This is a genomic window from Cupriavidus sp. WGlv3 (assembly GCF_023952475.1).
Taxonomy (GTDB): Bacteria; Pseudomonadota; Gammaproteobacteria; order Burkholderiales; family Burkholderiaceae; genus Cupriavidus; species Cupriavidus phytorum.
This window is the reverse complement of sequence record NZ_JALHRX010000013.1, coordinates 21,840-45,871: the sequence shown is the minus strand read 5'-3', so window position 1 is coordinate 45,871 and position 24,032 is coordinate 21,840. Positions and strand designations below refer to the sequence as shown.

21 protein-coding genes and 1 tRNA gene are annotated in these 24,032 nt (G+C 68.7%); 9 read left to right on the top strand and 13 right to left on the bottom strand.

The window, feature by feature from the left end; translation table 11 throughout:
• Window positions 1–79: 79 nt before the first annotated feature.
• The 7 genes from lnt to MKD38_RS20640 form a co-directional block, all read right to left on the bottom strand.
• Window positions 80–1,687 (bottom strand): apolipoprotein N-acyltransferase, encoded by a 1,608-nt coding sequence (gene lnt / locus MKD38_RS20670; protein WP_252679528.1) that lies wholly within the window; start codon window positions 1,685–1,687, stop codon window positions 80–82.
• Window positions 1,684–2,571 carry a CorC family transporter gene (locus MKD38_RS20665; RefSeq protein ID WP_252679527.1) on the bottom strand — a complete coding sequence of 296 codons (888 nt, stop codon included), beginning with the start codon at window positions 2,569–2,571 and terminating at the stop codon, window positions 1,684–1,686. The genes lnt and MKD38_RS20665 overlap by 4 nt, the downstream gene beginning before the upstream one ends.
• Window positions 2,572–2,703: 132 nt before the next feature.
• Window positions 2,704–3,459, bottom strand: a complete 756-nt coding sequence (gene ybeY, locus MKD38_RS20660) for an rRNA maturation RNase YbeY (RefSeq protein ID WP_252679524.1) — start codon at window positions 3,457–3,459, stop codon at window positions 2,704–2,706.
• Complete coding sequence (locus tag MKD38_RS20655; RefSeq protein WP_252679522.1) at window positions 3,460–4,461, bottom strand: PhoH family protein; 1,002 nt, start codon at window positions 4,459–4,461, stop codon at window positions 3,460–3,462. It lies immediately after the preceding gene.
• Between the two features lie 49 nt (window positions 4,462–4,510).
• Complete coding sequence (miaB, locus tag MKD38_RS20650; RefSeq protein WP_252679520.1) at window positions 4,511–5,863, bottom strand: tRNA (N6-isopentenyl adenosine(37)-C2)-methylthiotransferase MiaB; 1,353 nt, start codon at window positions 5,861–5,863, stop codon at window positions 4,511–4,513.
• Window positions 5,864–5,954: 91 nt separating this feature from the next.
• Complete coding sequence (locus tag MKD38_RS20645; RefSeq protein ID WP_252679517.1) at window positions 5,955–6,350, bottom strand: hypothetical protein; 396 nt, start codon at window positions 6,348–6,350, stop codon at window positions 5,955–5,957.
• Between the two features lie 131 nt (window positions 6,351–6,481).
• Window positions 6,482–8,167 carry a ClcB-like voltage-gated chloride channel protein gene (locus MKD38_RS20640; protein WP_252679515.1) on the bottom strand — a complete coding sequence of 562 codons (1,686 nt, stop codon included), beginning with the start codon at window positions 8,165–8,167 and terminating at the stop codon, window positions 6,482–6,484.
• A gap of 308 nt (window positions 8,168–8,475) precedes the next feature.
• Between MKD38_RS20640 and MKD38_RS20635 the strand changes: the two genes are divergently transcribed.
• The gene (locus MKD38_RS20635; RefSeq protein WP_252679514.1) at window positions 8,476–10,023 is read left to right on the top strand and encodes a DEAD/DEAH box helicase; all 1,548 of its coding nucleotides are present in this window, start codon (window positions 8,476–8,478) and stop codon (window positions 10,021–10,023) included.
• A gap of 18 nt (window positions 10,024–10,041) precedes the next feature.
• Window positions 10,042–11,112, top strand: coding sequence for a serine/threonine protein kinase (locus MKD38_RS20630; protein WP_252679512.1), 1,071 nt, complete (start codon window positions 10,042–10,044; stop codon window positions 11,110–11,112).
• 49 nt (window positions 11,113–11,161) lie between these two features.
• Here MKD38_RS20630 and MKD38_RS20625 read toward each other — a convergent pair whose 3' ends face one another.
• A complete protein-coding gene (locus MKD38_RS20625) occupies window positions 11,162–11,602 on the bottom strand; it encodes a universal stress protein (protein WP_252679508.1) in 441 nt (146 codons plus the stop codon).
• Window positions 11,603–11,951: 349 nt separating this feature from the next.
• Between MKD38_RS20625 and MKD38_RS20620 the strand changes: the two genes are divergently transcribed.
• The 4 genes from MKD38_RS20620 (at window position 11,952) to mepK (ending at window position 16,161) form a co-directional block, all read left to right on the top strand.
• Entirely contained in the window at window positions 11,952–13,019 is a 1,068-nt protein-coding gene (locus MKD38_RS20620) for a CaiB/BaiF CoA transferase family protein (protein ID WP_252679505.1), read from the top strand.
• 190 nt (window positions 13,020–13,209) lie between these two features.
• A complete protein-coding gene (locus MKD38_RS20615) occupies window positions 13,210–13,836 on the top strand; it encodes a response regulator transcription factor (protein ID WP_115705985.1) in 627 nt (208 codons plus the stop codon).
• A 102-nt stretch (window positions 13,837–13,938) separates the two neighbouring features.
• Window positions 13,939–15,528: a L,D-transpeptidase family protein gene (locus MKD38_RS20610; RefSeq protein WP_252679504.1), complete on the top strand. Its 1,590-nt coding sequence runs from the start codon at window positions 13,939–13,941 to the stop codon at window positions 15,526–15,528.
• Window positions 15,529–15,561: 33 nt separating this feature from the next.
• Complete coding sequence (mepK, locus tag MKD38_RS20605) at window positions 15,562–16,161, top strand: peptidoglycan L,D-endopeptidase MepK (RefSeq protein WP_252679503.1); 600 nt, start codon at window positions 15,562–15,564, stop codon at window positions 16,159–16,161.
• A 118-nt stretch (window positions 16,162–16,279) separates the two neighbouring features.
• Here the strand turns inward: mepK and MKD38_RS20600 are convergent.
• The 5 genes from MKD38_RS20600 to MKD38_RS20580 all read right to left on the bottom strand — a co-directional run bounded on the left by MKD38_RS20600 (window position 16,280) and on the right by MKD38_RS20580 (window position 21,051).
• Window positions 16,280–16,356: transfer RNA gene (locus tag MKD38_RS20600), tRNA-Met, on the bottom strand.
• Window positions 16,357–16,489: 133 nt separating this feature from the next.
• Window positions 16,490–18,187, bottom strand: coding sequence for an MFS transporter (locus tag MKD38_RS20595; RefSeq protein ID WP_252679501.1), 1,698 nt, complete (start codon window positions 18,185–18,187; stop codon window positions 16,490–16,492).
• Window positions 18,188–18,433: 246 nt separating this feature from the next.
• Entirely contained in the window at window positions 18,434–18,772 is a 339-nt protein-coding gene (locus tag MKD38_RS20590; RefSeq protein ID WP_252679499.1) for a DUF4212 domain-containing protein, read from the bottom strand.
• A complete protein-coding gene (locus tag MKD38_RS20585) occupies window positions 18,769–20,313 on the bottom strand; it encodes a sensor histidine kinase (RefSeq protein WP_252679497.1) in 1,545 nt (514 codons plus the stop codon). The genes MKD38_RS20590 and MKD38_RS20585 overlap by 4 nt, the downstream gene beginning before the upstream one ends.
• Window positions 20,314–20,361: 48 nt before the next feature.
• Window positions 20,362–21,051 carry a response regulator gene (locus MKD38_RS20580; protein WP_012351826.1) on the bottom strand — a complete coding sequence of 230 codons (690 nt, stop codon included), beginning with the start codon at window positions 21,049–21,051 and terminating at the stop codon, window positions 20,362–20,364.
• Between the two features lie 236 nt (window positions 21,052–21,287).
• On the opposite strand from MKD38_RS20580, the gene recA reads away from it, so the two are divergent.
• The 3 genes from recA (at window position 21,288) to MKD38_RS20565 (ending at window position 23,972) form a co-directional block, all read left to right on the top strand.
• Complete coding sequence (recA, locus tag MKD38_RS20575) at window positions 21,288–22,352, top strand: recombinase RecA (protein ID WP_252679495.1); 1,065 nt, start codon at window positions 21,288–21,290, stop codon at window positions 22,350–22,352.
• 110 nt (window positions 22,353–22,462) lie between these two features.
• A complete protein-coding gene (gene recX, locus MKD38_RS20570; protein ID WP_112773721.1) occupies window positions 22,463–22,930 on the top strand; it encodes a recombination regulator RecX in 468 nt (155 codons plus the stop codon).
• A gap of 334 nt (window positions 22,931–23,264) precedes the next feature.
• A complete protein-coding gene (locus MKD38_RS20565) occupies window positions 23,265–23,972 on the top strand; it encodes a DUF2889 domain-containing protein (protein WP_240073767.1) in 708 nt (235 codons plus the stop codon).
• The last annotated feature ends 60 nt before the right edge of the window (window positions 23,973–24,032 follow it).

Below are 24,032 nucleotides of genomic sequence, written 5' to 3'. Positions count from 1 at the left end.
TGCCGGCGCGAACCTGACGCGCCACCGGCACCGGGCCCGCTGCGGTGATCCGCCGCGCCCGGCGCCCGGCCTTGCGCCTTCAGCCGGTCGCGCGCGCCCGGCGCGCGCGCCAGGCCGCCATGCCTAGCACCAGCGCAATCAGCGCCAGCACCGGCGCGTTACCCCAGCGGATATAGGGCGTCAGCCCTTGCATGCCCTGCACCTCGGCCGTCAGCGTGCCGACGGTGAAGGTCTGCAGGCGTTGCTGCACCGAGCCGTCCGGGCCCACCACCGCGGTCATGCCGGTATTGGTCGAGCGCAGCATCGGGCGGCGCGTTTCCAGCGCCCGCATGCGCGAGATCTGCAGGTGCTGGTCCAGCGCGATGGTGTCGCCGAACCACGCCAGATTGGTCAGGTTGGCCAGCAGGTTGGCCGGCGCCGGCTGCTGGCGCAGCGTCTGCGCGATCTCCTCGCCAAACAAATCCTCGTAGCAGATGTTCGGCGCCACGCGCACGCCCCGAACCGGCAGCGAGGCCTGGTCCAGGCCACCCCGGCGGAAGTCGCCCAGCGGCATCTTCATCATGTCGACGAACCAGCGGAAGCCGAGCGGGATGAATTCGCCGAACGGGACCAGGTGATGCTTGTTGTAGCGGTACAGCCGCTCTGTCTCCGGGCCCAGGCCGAACACGCTGTTGGTGAAGTCGACCGGGGAATCGGCACCGGCGGCGCCGAACAGCACCGTGGTGCCGCTCTCCAGCGCGAAGTCGCGCACGGCGACGGCGACGTCGACGGGCAGCTCCTGCAGGATCACCGGGAACGCGGTTTCGGGCGTCACCACCAGGTCGGCCGGCGTCGCGGTGATCATGTCGCGGTACAGTTCGATCGAGCGCTGGATGCCGGCGGGCTCGAACTTGATGTCCTGGGCCACGTTGCCTTGCAGCAGCCGCACCGTCAGCGGCTTGCCGGCGGGCGTGGTCCACGCCAGCGGCGCCAGCGCCGCGCCGGCGGCGGGCACCAGCAGCGCCAGCGCCAGCGCACCCAGCGCGCGCCGCCGTTCGCCACGGCCGAGCCCGCGCACGGCGGCCGCCAGCAGCGCCGCCACGGCGGCGGCCAAAGCGCCGATGCCGTACACGCCGAGCACCGGCGCGAAACCCGCCAGCGGGCCGTCGGCGTGCGCATAACCGCCCGACAGCCACGGGAAGCCGGTGAACACCACCCCGCGCAGCCATTCAGTCAGGCCCCACGCGGCGCCGAACGCCAGCGGAGCGATCAGCGTGCCTGCGGGCAGGCGTGCCGTGAGCCGGTGCCAGAGCGCGCCGGCCAGCGCGGGGTAGAGCGACAGGAAGCCCGAAAACAGCACCACCGCCAGCGCGGCCATCCACGACGGCATCTCGCCGTACACGTGCATGCTGATATAGAGCCACCAGATGCCGGACAGGAACCAGCCAAGCCCGAAGGCATAGCCGATGGCGCCGGCCGTGCGTGCGCGCGGCGCGTCGGCGATCAGCGCGGCCAGGCCGGCCAGCGACAGGATCTGCAGCCACCACCAGTCATGCGGGGCGAAGGCCTGGGTATGGGCGATGCCGAGCACGCCGGCCAGCAGCAGCCGCGCCAGCGTCGCGGCGCGCGAAGGCGCGCGCGTGCCGGGCACGCCGGTGGCGCCGGCGTCGGCAGCGGCGCCGTTGGGGAGCGGGGCGGGCAGCTTCATGCGCTGGCCGCGCTGGCGCTGTCGGCGTTGGCTTCGCGGTGCACCTGCAGCAGGTGCACCTGGCGCGCGTCGGCGCGCAGCACCTCGAAGCGGATCGGCGGCAGCGTGATGATCTCGCCGCGATGGGGCACGTGGCCCACGTGGTTGGACAGCAGCCCGCCGACGGTGTCGACATCGTGGTCGGAGAAACCCGTGCCGAAGGCTTCGTTGAACTGCGCGATCTCGGTCAGGCCGTGCACGCGCCAGCTGCCGTCGGGCATCGGCAGGATATTGTCCTGGTCTTCATCCAGGTCGAATTCGTCCTCGATATCGCCGACGATCTGTTCCAGCACGTCCTCGATCGTCACCAGTCCGGCCACGCCGCCGTATTCGTCGACGACCATGGCGATATGGTTGCGGTTGATGCGGAACTCGCGCAGCAGGATGTTCAGGCGCTTGGATTCGGGGATGAACACCGCCGGGCGCAGGGTCTCGCGCAGGTCGAAGGCGGGATCGGTGTAGTAGCGCAGCAGGTCCTTGGCCAGCAGGATGCCGATGATGTTGTCGCGGCTGCCTTCGTAGACCGGGAAGCGCGAGTGCGCGGTCTGCTGCATGAAGGGGATGAAGGTCTCCGGCGCGTCGGCGATATTGACCAGATCCATTTGCGCGCGCGGCACCATGATGTCGGCGGCGGTCAGTTCGGAAACCTGGAACACGCCCTCGATCATCGACAGGGAATCGGCATCGATCAGGCTGCGCTCATGCGCTTCCTGGAGCACTTCAAGCAATTCCGCGCGGGTGTCCGGCTCGGGGGAGATCAGGTCTGACAGGCGTTCGAGCAGCGATCTGGGCCGATCGGCCTGCTTCAGGTAAGCGGGCTTCGAACTGGGATAGGGGTCGTTCATTTCGCGGCGAGCGCGTGGTGGAGATCGTCTGAAGGATACACTAAAAGCCTGTCGGTCCCGTGACGGCGGGGTGCGGCCGGGGTTGATATGTGCCGCAGGCGACGCTTGCCGGCGCCGCCTGCGGCAGCCGCATCACGCGGCCCGCGCTGCTTTTTCTGCCATGTAAGGATCGGCATAGCCGAGCGCCTGCAGCGTCTCGGTCTCGATCGCTTCCATTTCCTCGGCCTCGGCGTCGTCTTCGTGCTCGTAGCCTTGCGCGTGCAGCACGCCATGCACGACCAGATGGGCGTAGTGGGCCTCGAGCGGCTTGCGCTGCTCGCGCGCCTCGGCTTCCACCACCGGACAGCACAGCACGATGTCGCCGGTGACCGGATCTTCCTCGCGCTCGGCATAGGCGAAGGTCAGCACATTGGTGGCGTAGTCCTTGCCGCGATAGGTGCGGTTCAGCGTGCGGCCTTCTTCCTCGCCGACGAAGCGGATGGTCAGCGCGGCATCGGCGTACAGCGCCGACTTGACCCAGGTCTCCAGCTTGCGCCGCGCCGGCAGGCCGTTGCCCTTGCCGATGCCGTCGCCGTGCTGGACTTCCAGCTCCAGCGCCGCCGGCGTGGCCGGGGTGCCGGTGGTGGTGGCCAGTGGCGCGGAGGTCACCGCCACCGACAGCGCGTCATGGTTGTCCGGGCGCACCAGCAGGCCGGCCTGCTGGTGGGTATCGGTGTGCTCGGCCAGCAGCGCGACCACGCCGTCGGCCGCCTGCGACAGGTCCAGCGTCAGGCTGCGGCCGTCGGGCAACTGCACGCGCAGCGCGTGCGCGGCGCTCTTGCGGGCGCGGCCTTCGCCGTCGAACAGGGTCAGGCTGACGCCGGAAGACTGGGATTTCTGCGATTTCAATTAAGCGTCCTTGTGCTGGGCGTGATATTCGTCATAGGCATCGACGATGCGCGCCACCAGCGGATGGCGCACCACGTCGATGCTGGTAAAGCGGGTGCAGGCGATGCCGCGCACGTCGCGCAGCACATGCTGCGCTTCCACCAGGCCGCTCTTCTGGCCCTTGGGCAGGTCGATCTGGGTGGTGTCGCCGGTGATCACGGCCTTGGAGCCGAAGCCGATGCGCGTGAGGAACATCTTCATCTGCTCGGGCGTGGTGTTCTGCGCCTCGTCCAGGATGATGAAGGCATGGTTCAGCGTGCGCCCGCGCATGTACGCCAGCGGCGCGATCTCGATCATCTGCCGCTCGAACATCTTCTGCGTGCGGTCGAAGCCGAGCAGGTCGTACAGGGCGTCGTACAGCGGGCGCAGGTAGGGGTCGACCTTCTGCGCCAGGTCGCCGGGCAGAAAGCCGAGCCGCTCGCCGGCTTCCACCGCCGGGCGCGTCAGCACGATGCGCTTGACCGCGTCGCGCTCGAGCGCGTCGACCGCGCACGCCACCGCCAGGTAGGTCTTGCCGGTGCCGGCCGGGCCGATGCCCATGGTCAGGTCGTGCGACAGGATATTGCGCAGGTAGTCGCGCTGCGCCACGGTGCGGCCCTGCAGGCCGGTGCGGCGCGTATGCAGCACCGGCGATTCGTCGCCTTCCTCGCGCTCGGCTTCGTCGTCATTGCCGTTGCCGGGCAGGTAGCTGCCATGCGCGCTGAGCTGGCGCGTCTCGACCAGGCCCAGCTGCACGTCGTCGATCGACAGCGGCGTGCGCGCCTGGTTGTAGAAACGCTCCAGCGCCAGCGCGGTGTCCTGTGCGTGGTTGCCACGGATGGTCATGCGGTGGCCGCGGCGCTGGATGGTCACGTCCAGCGCCTGCTCGATCTGGCGCAGGTTCTCGTCGAGCGGGCCGCACAGGTTCTGCAGCCGGGTGTTGTCGTCCCGCGGGGCGACAAATTCTGCGGAAGGGATTTTCATCGGTGGGCGATGGCCTCGCTGGAAGCTGCTGGGTGGATGGGTCGGAGCGCTACTGGCGCACCACGATCTCGCCGCGCAGCGAGTGCGGGAACGCCTGCGTGATGCTGACATCGACCAGCTGGCCGACGAGCCGGTCGCGGCCCGCCTGCGGCACTCCGGGCAGGGCGAAGTTGACCACGCGGTTGTTTTCGGTACGGCCATGCAGCTCGGTCGGGTCCTTGCGCGCCGGGCCCTCGACCAGGATGCGCTGCACCGTGCCGACCATGTTGAGGCTGATGCGCTGCACGTTTTCCTCGATCGTGGCCTGCAGCCGCTGCAGGCGCTGGAGCTTGACCTCGCGCGGGGTGTCGTCGTGCAGGTTGGCCGCGGGCGTGCCGGGACGCGGGCTGAAGATGAACGAGAACGAGGTGTCGTAGCCGATCTCCTCGATCATCGCCATCAGCTTGTCGAAATCGGCATCGGTCTCGCCGGGGAAGCCAACGATAAAGTCCGACGACATCGACATGTCCGGGCGCAGCGCGCGCAGCCTGCGGATGATGCTCTTGTATTCCAGCACGCTGTAGCCGCGCTTCATCGCCATCAGGATGCGGTCGGACGCATGCTGCACCGGCAGGTGCAAATGATTTACCAACTTTCCGCAGCGGCCGTACAGCTCGACCAGGCGCGAGGTGAATTCCTTGGGATGGCTGGTGGTGTAGCGGATGCGCTCGATGCCCGGGATCTCGGCCACGTACTCGATCAGCAGCGCGAAGTCGGCGATCTCGCTGGTGTCGCCCATCTTGCCGCGGTAGGCGTTGACGTTCTGGCCCAGCAGCGTGACCTCGCGCACGCCCTGGTCGGCCAGGCCCGCGACTTCGGCCAGCACGTCCTCGAACGGGCGCGACACTTCCTCGCCGCGCGTGTACGGCACCACGCAATAGCTGCAGTACTTGGAGCAGCCCTCCATGATCGACACGAACGCGCTCGGCCCCTCGACGCGCGCGGGCGGCAGGTGGTCGAACTTCTCGATCTCGGGGAAGGAGATGTCGACCTGCGACTGGCCGGTGCGCTGGCGGCGCGCGATCAGGTCAGGCAGGCGGTGCAGCGTCTGCGGGCCGAACACCACGTCGACATAGGGCGCGCGCGAGACGATGCTGGCGCCTTCCTGGCTGGCCACGCAGCCGCCCACGCCGATCACCAGGTCGGGCTTGGCGGCCTTGAGCGCCTTCATCCGGCCCAGTTCCGAAAACACCTTTTCCTGCGCCTTCTCGCGCACCGAGCAGGTGTTGAACAGGATCACGTCGGCGTCTTCGACGTTGTCGGTGGCTTCCAGCCCCTGGCTGGCGTTGAGGACGTCGACCATCTTGTCCGAGTCGTACTCGTTCATCTGGCAGCCGTACGTCTTGACGAAAACTTTCTTCATATGCCGATCTCAGTGGTTGACCTGGGGGCATCAGGGTGTTGCAACAACACGGCCGGCGCGCGGGGAGCGCCGGTCGCACTTCGGGGGTTGGTTATTTTTTCAGCGCCTGCTGTTCGGCCTCGCTCAGCACCCACGCGGTCAGCAGCTGGCCGTACAGGTCCAGCTTGTACCGCACCGGCAGCTTCTGGCCCGCCACCGCGGCGCTGGCCAGCAACTGGTTGTCGGTGCCGAACAGGCGCAGGCCCGGCGCCACGCCCACGCGCTTGCCGTCGAGCGTGGCGGTCTGCGGCGCGCCCGCCGACGGCGCCTCGATGATCAGCCTGGCCGCCACGGCATCGCCCGGAAGCGCGCGCACCGGCTGGGCCGCGGCGACCGCCGCGCCCAGCAGCAGCGCCGCGCCGCACGCCAGTCCGGCCCAACGCTTGCCCAGGCGGCTGGATGTCACGGACTCCGGCGCCTCGCGGCGCGTATCACGACCTGCTGGCATGGGGAACTCCGGCAAATAGGGCGGTGCGGTGGGTGGAGGGCCCGCGGGCCGTGGCCGAAAGGCGGGCAACCGCGCATTTTACCTCGCCGGCGCCGGCTTGGTGTGGCAGGCAGTGTGGCAGGCAAGCGGCGTCAGAACAGGCAGGATGCCTCTTGCAGCACGCGCTGCTTGGAAACCGTGCCCATCAGTTCGCGCCCGGCCGGGTCACGCACCAGCGGGATGCGGTTGATGCCGTGTTCGGCAAATACCGCAAGGGCGTCGCGCAGCCTCGAGTCCGGCGTCAGCGCCGGGAAGTCGCGTTGCGCTAGCGCCAGCACATCGTCGGGCGCGCCTTCGCGCTGCGCGCGCTGCAAGGCATGGATCGACAGCGCGCCCAGCAGGCGGCCGTCGGCCTGCACCAGGTAGAGGTAGCGCGTGCCGGTCTCGGCGAACTTGTCGGCGGCGGCGGCCAGCGTGGCACCGGGGTCGAGCACGGTATCGGTCGGGTCGCACAGGCCGGCCAGCGTCAGCGTGCGGGCATGCTCGGCGGCCGCCGACGCCTGCGCGCGCTCGGCGATCACGCTGTACAGCGACAGCGTCTGGCAGCGCGACGCGGTGTAGTACGCCGCCACCGCGCCGATCATCGACGGCAGCAGCAGCGCGGGTGCCAGGGTCATCTCGAACACCATCAGCACCGACATCAGCGGCGCCTGGCTGGTGGCCGCCAGGAACGCGCTCATGCCCACCAGCGGCAGCAGCGGCGCCGCGCCCGCCGCCGTGCCCTGCATGCCCAGCGCCAGCAGCTGGCCCAGCGCCGCACCGACGAACAGCGACGGCGAAAACACGCCGCCGACCGCCCCCGAGCCCATGCTGATCACCGTCGCCGCCAGCTTGGCCAGCAGCACGGCCGCCACCGGCACGCTCAGCGGCTGCTCCTGCAGCAGGGTCTGGATGGTGGAAAAGCCGTTGCCGACCACCTCTGGCACCGCCATCGCCAGCACGCCGACCAGCGCGCCGCCCAGCGCCAGCCGCGCCACCGGCCCGCCCGGCAGCGCCGCGAAGCGGCTGCGCGCGAAGCCGGCCGCGCGCAGGAACAGCGCGCCCGCGATGCCGGCGGCCACGCCCAGCGCGGCCGCGGCCAGCAGGATCTGCGGGCGCAGGTCCGGGGCGATATCGAGGCCGGGATAGAGCGGCTGCAGCCCGCCGTGCCACTGGCTGACCATGGCGCCGGCGACCGAGGCCAGGAACAGCGGCATCAGGCGCTGCACCGCGAGCGCGCCGAACACGACTTCGGCGACAAAGACCGCGGCGGAAAACGGGGTGTGGTAGACGGTGGCCAGGCCCGCCGCGGCGCCGCAGGCGGTCAGCATGCGGCGCATGTTCGAGCCGCCGCCGCGCTCGATCCGGGTCGAGGGGAACAGCGACCCGCACAGCGCCGCCAGCTGGATCATCGCGCCTTCCTTGCCGACCGAGCTGCCGCTGACGATCGAGAAGAACGAAGACAGCGCGCGCAACAGCGTGATCCGCACCGGCAGCCGGCCGCTGCCGTTGGCGACCGCTTCCATGTAGTCGGTGGCGCCCGGATGGGTGCTGGCCAGGCGGTTGGCCAGCACCAGCAGGCCGCCCGCGAGCGCGCCGCCGACGGCGGGCACCACCACCCGCCATGCCAGCGCCAGCGTCGCGAACACCGTGACCACATCGGCATGGCTGGCAAACAGCACGAAGCCCGCTCCGTCCAGCGCCTCCTTGAACAGCGTGGTGGCGATGGCAGCGACGATCCCGACCGGGATGGCCGCGAGCAGTGTGACTTCCTGGTCTTCGAGGAAACGCAAGCGCATGGCGGCTTTCCGGGCAGGCAGGGCGACGTGCCGGCGGTGGCGGCCGGGCGGCCCGAGAGCCGTCATGATAGCGCAGCGCCACCCGCGCCGATCCCATGTGCGCCGGCGCGCATTCCTTGCCGGGGGGTGCCGATGGGGTGCATAACCCGCCCGCGCCGGACTGGTACACTACCGCTCTTTCCTTCGCGGGCGGGCCGGTGGCCTGCCACGCCGGCTTCCCGGCGCTCGCGTTCCGATTCCGATCGATTACAAGGAGCCATCCGGCGTCTGGCGCACCGCGCGCGCAGCGATGGCCCAAGCAGCAATTCATGTCTTTTTCTGAACTCGGCTTGTCCGAAAAGATTGTGCGTGCCGTAGCCGAACAGGGCTACACCACTCCGACTCCCATCCAGGCCCAGGCAATTCCCGCCATCCTCAAGGGCGGCGACCTGCTCGCCGGCGCCCAGACCGGCACCGGCAAGACCGCCGGCTTTACCCTGCCGATGCTGCAACTGCTGTCCGAAACCGTCGCCCGCCATGCCGGCGGCGCCCCGCGCGGCGGCCGCGTGGCGGTGCGCGCGCTGGTGCTGACCCCCACGCGCGAGCTGGCGGCGCAGGTCGAGGAGAGCGTGCGCAACTACGGCAAGTACCTGCGCCTGCGCTCGATGGTGATGTTCGGCGGGGTCGGCATCAACCCTCAGATCGAGCAGCTAAAGCGCGGCGTGGAGATCGTCGTGGCCACGCCCGGCCGCCTGCTGGACCATGTGTCCCAGCGCACCGTCGACCTGTCGCAGGTGGAACTGCTGGTACTCGATGAAGCCGACCGCATGCTCGACATGGGCTTCATCCACGATATCCGCAAGATCCTCAACGTGCTGCCGGCCAAGCGGCAGAACCTGCTGTTTTCGGCGACGTTCTCGGACGATATCCGCGCGCTGGCCGACCGCCTGCTGAACAATCCCGCCTCGATCGAAGTCGCGCGGCGCAATACCACCGCCGAAACCGTGGACCAGCGCGTCTACCCGGTCGACCGCGAACGCAAGCGCGAGCTGCTGGCCCACCTGGTGCGCCAGCATGACTGGCACCAGGTGCTGGTGTTCACGCGCACCAAGCATGGCGCCAACCGGCTGGCCGAGCAGCTGACCAAGGACGGCCTGTCGGCGCTGGCGATCCACGGCAACAAGAGCCAGTCGGCACGCACGCGTGCGCTGTCCGAATTCAAGGCCGGCACGCTGCGGCTGCTGGTGGCGACCGATATCGCCGCGCGCGGCATCGACATCGACCAGCTGCCGCACGTGGTCAACTTCGACCTGCCCAACGTGCCCGAGGACTACGTCCACCGCATCGGCCGCACCGGCCGCGCCGGCGCCGAGGGCGAGGCGATCTCGCTGGTGTGCGTGGACGAACTGGGGCTGCTGCGCGATATCGAACGCCTGATCAAGCGCAAGCTCGAACAGACCATGCTGCCGGGCTTCGAGGTCGACCCCAGTATCGCGCCCGAGCCGATTCAGAAGGGCCGCCAGCAGCGTGGCGGTGGCGGCCAGGGCCAGGGCCGCGGACGGGCCGAGGCGCGTCCGGCCGGCGACGGCGAAGGCGCGCAGCGCCAGCGTCCCGCCCGCCAGGCGCAGGGCGCGCCGCGCCAGGGCCAAAGCCAGGGCCAGCGCGGCAACGGCGCCGCCAATGGCAACCGTGCGGTCCAGCCCGCCGGCGCCCGCACCCCCGCGCCGCGCCGCGACGGCCAGGACCAGGCACGCCCGCAACGCGCCGCGGCCCAGCCCGCGCGCCAGCCCAGTGACGCCGCGCCGGCACCGGCGCGTAACCGCCGTCCGGCGCCGCAGGCGGCGCTGCTGGGCGGCAACCGCAAGCCGGCGCGCTAACGCGGAACCGGCGGCACCATGCACACGTCCGACGCCCCCGCCGACTCTGGTGTGCCCTCCGGCGTCCCCTCCGGTGTCCCATACGCCGGCCTGACGCCCGAGCTGATGCTGGACGCGCTCGAGCGCGCCGGCCTGCGACCCGACGGGCGCCTGCTGGCGCTCAACAGCTACGAGAACCGCGTCTGGCAGGTGGGCATCGAGGACGCCGCGCCGGTCATCGCCAAGTTCTATCGCCCGGGCCGCTGGACCGATGCGGCCATCCTGGAAGAACACGCGTTCGTGCAGCAGTTGGCCGACGCCGAGATTCCCGCCGTGCCGGCCATGGCGCTGGCGCCGGGCGAGGCCGGCACGCTGCTGCACCATGCGGGCTTCCGCTTTGCCGTCTTCCCCCGCTGCGGCGGGCGCGAGCCGGCGCTGGACCGCGCCGATACGCTGACCTGGCTCGGCCGGTTCATCGGCCGTATCCATGCGCTGGGCGCGGTCCAGCCCTACCAGGCGCGTCCGGCGCTGGATCTCGACACGTTCGGCATTGCCCCGCGCGACTGGCTGCTCGCCAGCGGCTGCATTCCCCCCGATCTGCTGCCGGCCTGGCAGTCGGTGGCGCAGTTGGCGCTGGACGGCGTGCAGCGTTGCTATGAGCGCGCCGGCGACGTGCGGCTGCTGCGCGTCCATGGCGACTGCCATCGCGGCAATGTGCTGTGGATCGACGAGGAAGACGCGCGCGGCGGCGCCCATGGCGAGCCGGGCCCGCACTTCGTCGACTTCGACGACAGCCGCATGGCCCCCGCGATCCAGGACATCTGGATGCTGCTCGAGGGTGACCGCGCGGCCATGCAAGGCCAGCTTGCCGATATCGTCGCCGGCTACGAGGATTTTGCCGAATTCCAGGCGCGCGAACTGTGGCTGGTGGAAGCGCTGCGCACGCTGCGGCTGCTGCACTACAGCGCCTGGCTGGCCAGCCGCTGGGCCGACCCGGCCTTTCCGGCCGCCTTCCCGTGGTTCGGCACCGCGCGCTACTGGCAGGACCGGATCCTGGAATTGCGCGAACAGGTCGCGCTGATGGACGAAGCGCCCCTGTGGGGCGCCTGAAGCCTGCCGCAAGGCGGCGCCGTTGCGGCACCGCCCGTCAGCTGGGGGCTTAACCCTTCTTTTCCGGGGTCTTGACCAGCACCACCGGGCACTCGGCCTGGGCCAGCACCCGGCCCGCCACCGAACCGATCACGGCATCGAAGAACGAGCCGCGCCCATGCGTACCCATCACGATGGCCGCGGCGTCGACCGAATTCGCGTAGGCGACGATGCGCTCGGGCGCGAAGCCGTGCAGCGGGTGCCGCTCGAACGGCACATTGGCTGCGGCGAGAATGTCGCAGACCGCCGCCATCGCCTTGTCGCTGGCTTCCTTGTGCCAGTCGTCGATGGTTTCCTTGCTGACGAAGGCGCGCACCTGGCCGCTGACTTCGGGCGCGACATGGACGACATGCACGGTGAAGCCGTTTTGCAGCAGCCTGCCTTCGGCGATAAAGCGCGCCGCGGCGTCGCTGAAGGCAGAGCCGTCGGTGGCGAGGACGATACTGGTCATGGCGGAATCTCCTGGATGGGGGCTGTCGGCAAGCGCCGCGGCCATGTGGCCGCAACGCCATCTGGAACCATCATGCCCCCTAGTGTCTCGCCAGGATGCGATTCAGATCAAGTCGGATCGGAATTGTCCGATTTACTGGTGCGATAACCGGTTGGCCGGTTCGTTGATGTATTCCGTCATTCCGGCTGAAGCATTTGGCCATTGCCCCGTCAACACGGCGGCGCGTAGCATGCTCCCGAGCCCCGCGGCAAGCATGGCCCCCGTGCGGCCAAGGGCAGACGATCCAACCACCAATGCAAGCCGCCTCCCGCCACAAGGCGCGCAGGCGGGCGAACCGGAGACAACCATCATGAGTGAGCGCGCCAACCTGCAGCCCCTGCGCGGTATCAAGGTCGTGGAATTCGAAGGCATCGGCCCCGGCCCGCTGTGCGGCGCCATGCTGGCCGGCCTGGGCGCCGAGGTCACGCTGGTGACCCGCCCGGTGGCGCCCGATGCGCGGCGCATCCTGCGTGGCCAGTCGGTGCCGGCCGAGATGGAGCTGGAGCACGGCAAGCGCGTGGTGCAGCTGAACCTGAAGGCGCCCGAAGACGTGGCCGCCGCGCTCGACCTGGTGGCCGGCGCCGACGCGCTGATCGAGGGTTTGCGTCCCGGCGCGATGGAACGCCTGGGGCTGGGCCCCAAGGCCTGCCATGCCCGCAATCCGCGCCTGGTCTACGGCCGCATGACCGGCTGGGGCCAGACTGGCCCGCTGTCGCAAAGCGCTGGCCATGACCTCAACTACATCGCGCTGACCGGCCTGCTGTCGATGGCCGCGCGCGAAGGCAGCCTGCCGATGGTGCCGCCGACCGTGATGGGCGATGCCACCGGCGCGCTCGGGCTGGCGTTCGGCATCACCAGCGCCATCCTCAGCGCGCGCGCCAGCGGCGAGGGCTGCGTGGTCGATGCCGCCATCACCGATATCGTTGCCATGCTCGGCTCGCTGGTGCAGGTGTCGCGCGCGGCCGGCACGCTGGGCGGCCCGCAACCGAGCCCGTTCCATGACTCGCCGTTCTATGACGTGTTCCCGTGCGCGGACGGGCGCGCCATCACCCTCGGCGCGCTCGAGCCGCAGTTCTACCGCGAACTGCTCGAGCGCCTGGAACTGACCGATATCGACCCGGCCGCGCAGTACGACCGCGCCCAGTGGCCGGCGGTCAAGGCCCGCATCGCCGCGGCGATTGCCGCCAGGCCGAGCACGCATTGGGAGTCCGTGCTGGGCGGCACCGACGTGTGCTTCGCGCGCGTGCTGACGCTGGACGAGGCCGCGCGCCATCCGCACAACCAGGCGCGGGGCACGTATCGTCTCTATCAGCACGGCGAGCGCGAGGTGCCGCGCTCCGCGCCCGCGCCGCGCTTCCTGCCGGCCGGGACGGAATAAGCGGCACGGAATGACCGGCGCTGCAGCCACTTGACGCCAGCCGCGTCATCGAAGGAAAAGCCTGACTCTTGTGCAGAATCTGCTGCGTCTGCGCAGTGAGAATTCGGCGCATCAAGGCCCCTCAGGGCCCTTAATCTTGGCATAGCCAGTCCCCTGGCCAATTCCCCGCCAGTTGTTAAGGAGCCCTGAATTGCCCCCAACGCTGATCGTCGACGAACCCTCGAGGTTCCGCACCTTGTTATGCGCCGAACTCGCCGCCGAGTTTGACGCCGACGAGGTCCTGGAAACGGATGGAGTCAGGGAGGGATACCGCCTCGCCCGCGAGCACCGGCCCGGCCTGGTGCTGGTCGACGTCGAACGCTTCGGCAATCCCGGCATCGACTTCGTCCGCAGGGTGGTAGCCACGCTGCCCGGCGTGCCGCTGCTGGTCCTGTCCGGCACCGACACCGCCCAGGCGCCGGTGCGGGCGCTGCGCGCCGGCGCGCACGGCTTTGTGGTCAAGCAGCGCGGCGTCGAAGAAGTGATGCAGGCGGTGCGCGGCGTGCTGAGCGGCTATCTGGTGTTTCCGCTGCAGACGCTGGAGACGGTGCGCCAGCTCGGCGAGCAGCAGCAGGCCGGCCTGCCGCGGCTGAGCAACCGCGAGATCACCATCCTGCAATACCTGGCGCGGGGACATTCCAACAAGTCGATCGCCGCGCAGCTGCTGATCAGCAGCAAGACCGTCAGCACGCACAAGGCCAATATCATGGCCAAGCTGCACGTGGGCTCGCTGGTCGAGATGGTGGACTACGCGCGCCGGCACCAGCTGGTGTGGTGAACGTCACCTGGCGGGTTTGCCGCGGCATGCGAGCTCAGCCGCGCCCATCGGCCATCGCGGGTAGACTGTGGGCATCTGTGACGAATCCGAGCTATCCGCCCGATGCCCCAGACCCTGAATGCTGCCGTGCGCCGTCTCGGCGCCGTCGCCATTGCCTGCGCCACGTGGCTGGCCGTTCCGGCCTTCGCCAACGAGCCGATGTGGTTCGTGCAGGGCCGGCCAGTGCCGGAGGCGCGCCAGGCGGTGGACGCGCTGGCTGCCGTGGCCGCCGATGGCCTCGAGCCGCGCGACTACGATGCCGAAGCCCTGCGCCAGGCGGTGACCCAGGCCGCCCAAGGCCCGGCGTTGCCACCCGATGCCGCGGCCCGGCTCGACGCGGCGCTGAGCGCCGCCATGGAGCGGATGCTGTCCGATCTGCACGGCGGCCGCATCAACCCGCGCGCGGTCCATGCCAATTTCGCGCCGCCGGCTGAACGGGCTTTCGATGCCGCCACCTGGCTGCGCGATGCGGTCGCCCAGCACCGCCTGCCCGATGCCATCCGCCAGGCGGCGCCGACGTTCCCGCTGTACGGCACGCTGCGCCAGGCCCTGGCCCGCTACCGCGACATCGGGCGGCAGCCGGTGTGGCAACAGCCGCTGCCGCCGCTGCCGGCCAGCAAGCTGACGCCGGGCCAGTCGTGGGGCGGCGTCGCCGCACTGGCCGCGCGCCTGGTGGCGCTGGGCGACTTGCCGGCCAACACGCAACCGCCGGCACGCTACGAGGGCGCGCTGGTCGATGGCGTCAAGGCCTTCCAGGCGCGCCATGGGCTGCAGCCCGACGGCGTGATCGGCGCGGCCACGCTGGCGCAGCTGAACCTGCCCATCGCCGAGCGCGTGCGTCAGATCGAACTGACCATGGAGCGCCTGCGCTGGACCCCGCTGGACGGCCCGCGCATGATCGTGGTCAACGTGCCGGAGTTCATGCTACGCGCCTATGAAATCCGCGACGGCAAGCTCGACATCAAGCTGGAGATGAAGGTGATCGTCGGCAAGGCGCTCGACACGCGCACGCCGCTGTTCGAGGAGGACATGCGCTATATCGAATTCAGCCCGTACTGGAATATCCCGCCGTCGATCGCGCGCCGCGAGACGGTGCCGCGGCTGCGCCGCGATCCGGGGTATTTCAACCGGCAGGGACTGGAGTTCGTCGGCGGCGACGGCAAGGCCGTGACCACTCTGTCCGAGGAGAACCTGGAGGCGGTGCTGAATGGCGGCCTGCGCATCCGCCAGCGGCCTGGCCCGCTCAACGCGCTGGGCGACATCAAGTTCGTGTTCCCCAACAACGAGAACATCTATCTGCACCACACGCCGTCGCCGCAGCTGTTCAAGCGCGACCGGCGCGACTTCAGCCACGGCTGCATCCGCGTGGAAGCCCCAGTAGCGTTGGCACAGTTCGTGTTGCACGATATGCCGGACTGGAACGAAACCCGGATCCGCGAAGCGATGACACGTGGCAAGTCGAACACGGTGCGCCTGCAGCAGCCGTTGCCGGTGGTGCTGGCTTACGGCACGGTCATCGCGCGCGCCGATGGTCGTGTATCCTTCCTGCCTGACATCTACGGTCACGACAAACTGCTGGACAAGGCGCTGCGTCAACGCAACGGTCGCCCCCAGTCGCGCGCTGTTGCAAGCGCCTCCGGCGTCATCCATTGAGGCGCCGCACTCCGCACATTCAGAGGAAGTACCATGACTGACGCGACGCGCAAGGCACGCCGCCGCTTTCTTCATACCACCGGAACCCTGGCGCTCGCCGCAGGCCTGATGCCGCTGGCGCCGCGCCGCGCGCTGGCAAGCCTGCCCGCGAACCTGCCCGCCCATCAGGCGCTGGCCGGCCTGCCGAACGCCCGCACGCTGGCTTTCGATCACACCCACACCGGCGAGCGCGTATCGCTGGTCTATGCCGTGGGCGACCGTTTCGTGCCCGACGCGCTGACCACGCTCAACGGCTTCCTGCGCGATCATTATTCCGGCAAGGTCGGCACCATCGATCCGCAGCTGTTCGACCTGCTGTTCCAGGTGCGTCGCGAACTCGGCACCGACAAGCCGTTCCAGGTCATCTCCGGTTACCGCAGCCCGGCCACCAATTCGCGCCTGCGCAATTCGCGCGGCGGCGGGGTGGCCAGGCATAGCCTGCATATGGATGGCAAGGCCATCGACATCCGACTCGCCGGCGTGTCGCTGGCCGATGTACGCGATGCCGCCAAGTCATTGCAGCGCGGCGGCGTCGGTTACTACGAGTCCGACCAGTTCGTGCATATCGACACCGGGCGCGTGCGCTACTGGTAAGCGTTGCCTGCGGGGTCGTCCGGCATGGACGGCCTTGTGTCGTTGCCCGGAACCTTTGTCCGCAAGCACCAAAGCAAAAAGCCGCGTTCTCTTGCGAGAACGCGGCTTTTCAAATAGATGGTGGCGAATCAGGGACTCGAACCCCGGACCTGCGGATTATGATTCCGTCGCTCTAACCGACTGAGCTAATTCGCCAACGAAGACTGAGATTATACCTGGGCTTTCTCGGCTGTCAACACCTTCCGGTGAAGATTTTGCACGAGGCTTCCGTGCATAAAAAAACGGCAGGCCAGCGGGCCTGCCGTTCTGCTTGGTGCCGCACGACCGCTCAGTCGTTGGCGTAGATGTTCACGTCCTTGGTCTCGCGGATGAACAGCGCGCCGACCACGAAGGTGAGCGCAGCGATGATGATCGGGTACCAGAGGCCGTAGTAGATGTTGCCGTTCTGGGCCACCAGCGCGAACGAGATGGTGGGCAGCAGGCCGCCGAACCAGCCGTTGCCGATATGGTAGGGCAGCGACATCGAGGTGTAGCGGATGCGGGTCGGGAACAGTTCCACCAGCATGGCGGCGATCGGGCCGTACACCATGGTGACGTAGATCACCAGGATGACCAGGATCACCAGCACCATGATCGTGTTCATCTGCGCCGGGTCAGCCTTGGTCGGGTAACCGGCCGCGGCCATCGAGCTGCCCACTTCTTTCTTGAACGCCGCGATCTGCTGCTTGCTGGCGTCGTCGAAGCTGTGGCCGTTCACCAGCTTGGCATCGAAGGCCTTGATCTCCTTGTCGCCGATCTTGACGCTGGCCACGGTGCCGGCCGGGGCCTCGACCACTTCATAGCTTGCCGAGGCTTGTGCCAGGGTACGCTTGGCGATATCGCACGAACTGCGGAAGTCGATCTCGCGGGCGATCGGGCTGCCCTGGAACGAGCACTGCTTCGGATCCGCCGTCACCACGATCTGGGCGCTTTGCTGGGCGCGCTCCAGCGCCGGGTTGGCGTAGTGGGTCAGGGCCTTGAACAGCGGGAAGTAGGTCAGCACGGCCAGCGCGCAGCCCGCCATGATGATCCACTTGCGGCCGATCTTGTCCGACAGCGCGCCGAAGAAGATGAAGAACGGCGTGCCGATCACCAGTGCGCCGGCAATCAGCAGGTTGGCCGTCTTGGCATCGACCTTGAGCACCTGGGTCAGGAAGAACAGCGCGTAGAACTGGCCGGTGTACCAGACCACGGCCTGGCCGGCGGTCAGGCCCAGCAGCGCCAGGATCACGATCTTCAGGTTGCGCCACTGGCCGAACGATTCGGTCAGCGGTGCCTTGGAGGTCTTGCCCTCGGCCTTCATGCGCTGGAACGCCGGCGATTCGTTCATCGACAGCCGGATATACACCGACACGCCCAGCAGCAGGATCGACAGCAGGAACGGGATGCGCCAGCCCCAGACCTCGAAGTTGGGACCGGTCGCTTCGCGGCACAGCAGGATCACGATCAGCGACAGGAACAGGCCCAGCGTGGCGGTGGTCTGGATCCACGAGGTGTACGCGCCGCGCTTGCCGTGCGGAGCGTGTTCGGCCACGTAGGTCGCGGCACCGCCGTACTCGCCGCCGAGCGCCAGGCCCTGCAGCATGCGCAGCGCGATCAGGATGATCGGTGCGGCCCAGCCGATGGTGGCGTAGCCGGGCAGCAGGCCGACGATGAAGGTCGACACGCCCATGATCAGGATCGTCACCAGGAAGGTGTACTTGCGCCCGATCATGTCGCCGAGGCGGCCGAACACCAGTGCGCCGAACGGCCGCACGATAAAGCCGGCGGCAAACGCGAGCAGCGCGAAGATGAAGGCCGAGGTCGGGTCCAGGCCGGCAAAGAACTGCTTGGCGATGATCGCCGCCAGCGAGCCATACAAATAAAAGTCGTACCACTCGAACACCGTGCCCAGCGACGAGGCAAAGATCACCTTGCGCTCTTCGGCAGTCATCGGTGCGTTCTGCGCGCCCCCTCCGGGCACCGCAACGTTTTGCACGTTTGCCATTTGTCTCCTCCGTCTGGAATGGATCTGGGGCGGGCGTGGTGCGCGGAAAGCGCCGCGCGGCTGGCCGCTATGCCCAGAGTTGCAGAGGATTGTGGGTGGCGAAACTTACTGCGTTCTGACAGATTCCGGCGTGCCGGCAGCAAAAAACGTCGGGGTATACGCTAGGCGCGCACAGGGCTGTGGATGCTGCGCTGCGGGCCCTCGGCGCATGGGCTCCGCGCAGCTGTGCGCGTTGCGGGCGTGCGGCTATGCAGCATCCGCGCCAGGACCGCGCGAGGCGCCTTGCGATGGCATTGCCGGCGGCGGCGCCTCGGCGCTGCTGGCTTCGGCCTCGGCGTCGTCATGGTTCATGCGCCAGGCATAGAGCGCGGCCATCAGCACATAGACCACCAGCGCGCCTTGCGCGCCAACCCAGAACGAGAACGGCCAGCCAAAGAAGTTGAAGCGCAGGTCGCGTGCAAACCACGCCACCACGAAGGTGACCGTGAACCAGACCGCGAGCAGGCCGCAGATCCAGCGCAGGTTGCGATGCCAGGCGAGGCGATGCCGGGCCTCGGCGCTGCCGGGGGCAGGAGTGTCGTTCATGCGGACGGAAAGTTTTCGGGACGGCGCAGCGTTACGCGGAAATGCGCGCCGGCCAGCCGTGGCGATTGCTGGTAGACGTGGTCCGAGATCTGGACGTCGCCGCCGTGCTGCTGCACGATCTCGCGCACGATCGCCAGGCCCAGGCCGCTGCCTTCGGTGTTGGTGCCGAGCACGCGGTAGAAGCGCTCCATCACGCGCTCGCGTTCCGACGGTGCAATGCCCGGGCCGGTGTCTTCCACGTCGAGGTAGGCGAACGGTTCGAAAGCGTCGGCGCTGACCCGCACCGTCGCGCGGCCGCCGTGCGGGGTGTAGCGGATGGCGTTGTCGAGCAGGTTGTTCAGCATCTCGGTCAGCATCAGGCGGTTGCCCTGGACCACCACCGGATGGTCGTCGGCATCGAGGCCCAGGTCGATGTCGCGCGCCCATGCCTGCGGCAGCCAGTCCTTGACCACTTCGCGCGCCAGCGCCGCCAGGTCCAGCGCGGCCATGCCGCCGGTGCCGGCCAGGTTTTCCATGCGCGCCAGCGACAGCAGCTGCGTGACCAGGTGCGCGGTGCGTTCCGAGCTGCCTGCGATCTGCGCCAGCGAGCGCCGCAGTTCTTCCGGCGACTGCTCGCGCTGCGCCAGCTCGGCCTGCATGCGCAGGCCCGCCAGCGGCGTCTTCATCTGGTGCGCGGCATCGGCGATAAAGCGCTTCTGGGTCTGCACCGACTGGTCCAGCCGCGCCAGCAGGTCGTTGAACGAGCCCACCAGCGGCGTGATCTCCTGCGGCGCGGCGCGTTCGTCGATGGGGCTGGTATCGCCGGGGTTGCGCGCGCGGATGCGCTGCTGGATCGCGGTCAGCGGCGCCAGCCCGCGCGACAGCCCGAACCACACCAGCACCACCGCCAGCGGCAGGATCACGAACTGCGGCAGGATCACGCCCTTGATGATCTCGTTGGCCAGCCGCGCGCGCTTGTCCAGGGTTTCGGCCACCTGCACCAGCACCGGCTGGGTGCCACTGACCTGCTTCAGCTCGATATAGGTGTAGGCCACGCGCACGTCGTTGCCGGCCACGCGGTCATCGCGCAGCGACACCAGCCCCGCGTGGCCCTGGTCGTCCTCGGAAGGCAAGGGCAGGTCCTGGTCGCCGGCGATGTACTCGCCGCGCTTGCCGACCACCTGGTAGTAGATGTTGTCGGTCTCGTCGGCGCGCAGGATCTCGCGCGCCGACAGCGGCAGCTGCAGCGTGACCCGGCCATTGACCTCGCGCACTTGCTGCGACAGCACGATGGCGCTGGCTTCGAGCGCGCGGTCGAAGGGGCCGTTGGCGATCGACTTGGCCACCAGGTAGGTCACCGCGATGCTCATCGGCCAGAGCAGCAGCAGCGGTGCCAGCATCCAGTCGAGGATCTCGCCGAACAGCGAGCGCGGCGCGGGATGGGCGGTGCTTTCCTCCAGGTGCGGCAGCGCGTCGGCCAGGTCCTGGTCGGTGGCGTCCGTGGAAGGAGGAGGGGGCGCGGCGCGCGGCGCGCGCCGCCAGGGCAGTCGCAGCAGGCTCATGTCGGCGAGGTTGCGCTCAGGTCGGTCGCGTGGCCTGCGGTGATGGGATCAGTGCGGCGCGGCCACCGCCGGCTGGAATTTTTCCAGGCAGTAGCCCAGCCCGCGCACGGTGGCGATGCGGATGCCACCGACTTCAATCTTCTTGCGCAGGCGGTGCACATAGACCTCGATGGCGTTGTTGCTGACTTCCTCGCCCCATTCGCACAGGTGGTCCACCAGCTGTTCCTTCGATACCAGGCGGCCGCTGCGCGTGAGCAGGATCTCCAGCAGGCCGATCTCGCGCGCCGACAGGTCCAGCATCTGGTCATTGAGATACGCGATGCGCCCGACCTGATCGTATGCCAGCGGCCCATGCCGCATCAGCGTGGCGCCGCCGCCGGCGCCGCGCCGCACCAGCGCGCGCACGCGCGCTTCCAGCTCGGACAGGGCGAAGGGCTTGGCCATGTAGTCGTCGGCGCCCAGGTCCAGGCCCTTGACGCGCTCGTCGACGCTGTCGGCGGCGGTCAGGATCAGCACCGGCAGCATCGCGCCGCGCGCGCGCAGCCGCTTGAGCACCTCCAGCCCGCTCATGCGCGGCAGGCCCAGGTCGAGGATCAACAGGTCGAAGGTCTGGGTCGACAGGGCCGAATCGGCTTCCAGGCCATTGGCGACATGGTCGACGGCGTAGCCCGAGTGGCGTAGCGAACGGGTCAGGCCGTCGGCCAGCACGTCGTCATCTTCGGCGATCAGAATGCGCATGGTTGTCTCCACCCTGGCCGGCATAGCCGGCACCGGTGCGCAACGGGCACGGGGGCGCGAAGGGGCTTGCCAAGCATACTGTTTTTTTATACAGTACCCGCACGTTCCGCTGGGGCCGCCCGGGGAGACCCCCTGGAGTGCGGCCGCGCAGACAGCCGGGCCGGCGCTGATGCCGGCAAATGCCGGTGCCGCGCCACATGCGGCCTATTTATACACCATTTGATTCAAGGACGACCATGGACGACAAGAAGGCAGGTGCCGGCGTGAGCGCCGAGAAGCAGAAGGCGCTTGCCGCCGCGCTCTCCCAGATCGAGAAGCAGTTCGGCAAGGGCTCGATCATGCGCCTGGGCGACGGCGAGGTCGAAAAGGACATCCAGGTGGTTTCCACCGGTTCGCTCGGCCTGGACATCGCACTTGGCGTCGGTGGTTTGCCGCGCGGCCGCGTGGTCGAGATCTACGGGCCGGAATCGTCGGGCAAGACCACGCTGACGCTGCAGGTGGTGGCCGAGATGCAGAAGCTGGGCGGCACCTGCGCCTTTATCGACGCCGAGCACGCGCTGGACGTCAACTACGCCTCCAAGCTCGGCGTCAATGTCGGCGACCTGCTGATCTCGCAGCCCGACACCGGCGAGCAGGCCCTGGAAATCACCGACGCGCTGGTGCGCTCGGGCTCGATCGACCTGATCGTCATCGACTCGGTCGCGGCGCTGGTGCCCAAGGCCGAAATCGAAGGCGAAATGGGCGATTCGCTGCCCGGCCTGCAGGCCCGCCTGATGAGCCAGGCGCTGCGCAAGCTGACCGGCACCATCAAGCGCACCAACTGCCTGGTGATCTTCATCAACCAGATCCGCATGAAGATCGGCGTGATGTTCGGCTCGCCCGAAACCACCACCGGCGGCAATGCGCTGAAGTTCTACGCCTCGGTGCGCCTCGACATCCGCCGCATCGGCTCGATCAAGAAGGGCGACGACGTGATCGGCAACGAGACCAAGGTCAAGGTGGTCAAGAACAAGGTATCGCCGCCGTTCCGCGAGGCCTTCTTCGACATCCTCTACGGCCAGGGCATCTCGCGCCAGGGCGAGATCATCGACCTGGGCGTGGATGCCAAGATCGTCGAGAAGTCCGGCGCCTGGTATAGCTACAACGGCGACAAGATCGGCCAGGGCAAGGACAACGCCCGCGAATACCTGCGCGAGAATCCCGACATTGCCGCCGAGATCGAAAACAAGGTGCGCGCGGCGCTGGGTGTGGTGGCCATGAACCCCACGGCTGCAACCGCTGCGGCAACGGTCGAAGACTGACCGCGCCGGCGGCCGCCACGCCATCCCGGAAGGCCGGGGCATCGCCGATGCCCCGGCCTTTTTGCTTGGCCCGCGGCCGCCGTCCTTCCAACCGCTGATCCCGGTCACCCATGGCAACCCGTCCCCCGCTGTCGCTGAAGGCGCGCGCCGTCGGCTACCTGTCGCGCCGCGAGCACAGCCGCGCCGAGCTGGCGCGCAAGCTGGCGCCGCATGCCGAGTCGCCGGAGCAGCTGGAACAGCTGCTGGATGCGCTGGAGCGCGAGAACTGGCTGTCGAACCAGCGCTTCGCCGACAGCCTGGTGCATCGCCGCGGCGCTCGCTACGGCACCGCGCGCGTGATGCAGGAGGCCAAGACCCACAAGCTCGACAGCGAGCAGCTGGGCGAACTGCAGGAGCGCCTGCGCGCCACCGAAGCCGAGCGCGCGCGCGAGGTCTGGCGCAAGCGCTTCGGCACGCCGCCCGACACGCCCGAGGCGCGGGCGAAGCAGATCCGCTTCATGGTGGCACGCGGCTTTTCGCGCGCGGTGGTCGGCAAGATCATCCAGGGCGCGGACGAGGACTACGGCGACGCGGACTGAGCCGCGTGGCGAGGCAGCATGGGGAAGTACCTGCACCGTCGTCATGTGTATTTCGCTGCGTTGCGTCATCGCGCCATGCCGGCCCCCGGTTCTTGTCGGCGCCGGGAGCCGGTGCCCGCTGGTGCATTGCGGCATGGCGCCACGGCCAGCCGCGGTGCCATGGTCGGCCGACAATCCGGGCGCGACAGTTGCCACACAAGGATGTTCCCGGCCAACGCGGCATGGCATGTTAAACTCCCCGGGTTATTCGGTGCCGCGGCACCACGGTGCCCCAGCCCCCCGTATTCCCGGTATCTCCGTATTCTCGTCCTCTCGTCTGCATCCCAGCCTGGCCATGCCTCTGTCCCAGCCCGTCAACCGCTCCCTGCGTCACCGTCGCGCCATTGCGGCCGAGGCGTACCAGAGGGAGGACGGCCTGTGGGACATCGAGGTGCGCCTGACCGACACCAAGCCCCGTGACATCGAACTGGCCGGCGACCGCATCCGCCCGCAAGGCCAGCCGCTGCACGACCTGTGGCTGCGCATCACGATCGACGAGGAAATGACGGTGCTGGATGCCGAGGCCTGCTCGGACTGGGTGCCGTACCCGTCCCATTGCGACACCATCGGGCAGGCTTACCGCAAGCTGATCGGGCTGAACCTGCGCAAGGGTTTTCGCAAGGCGGTGCGCGAGCGCCTGGGCGGCATGCACGGCTGCTCGCACCTGACCGAAGCCGCCGGGGTGCTGCCCAGCACCGCGATCCAGGCCTTTGCCGGCGAGGTCATCAGTATCCGCGACAACGGCGAGGACGATCCGAATCCGGAGCCGCCCTATCAGTTGAACGGCTGCCACGCCCTGCGTTTCGACGGCGAGGTGGTTCGTCAGTTTTACCCGCGCTGGTATGGTCACCAGCCGACGCCCAAGGCAAGGGCCGAGGCCGCGCCTGCCGTCGCATCCGCGCCTCAGGCGCAGCAGCCCGCGGCCAATGGCGACCGCGGTGGTCACGCAATCGACGGCAACGACGCTGTCCCGGCCGACCGGCCGACCGGCACCTCCGGCTGATTCTCAGGATCGGCCAGCCCGACGAGAGAGTTCGTCTTCTTTCAGATTCTTCCCTTCTAC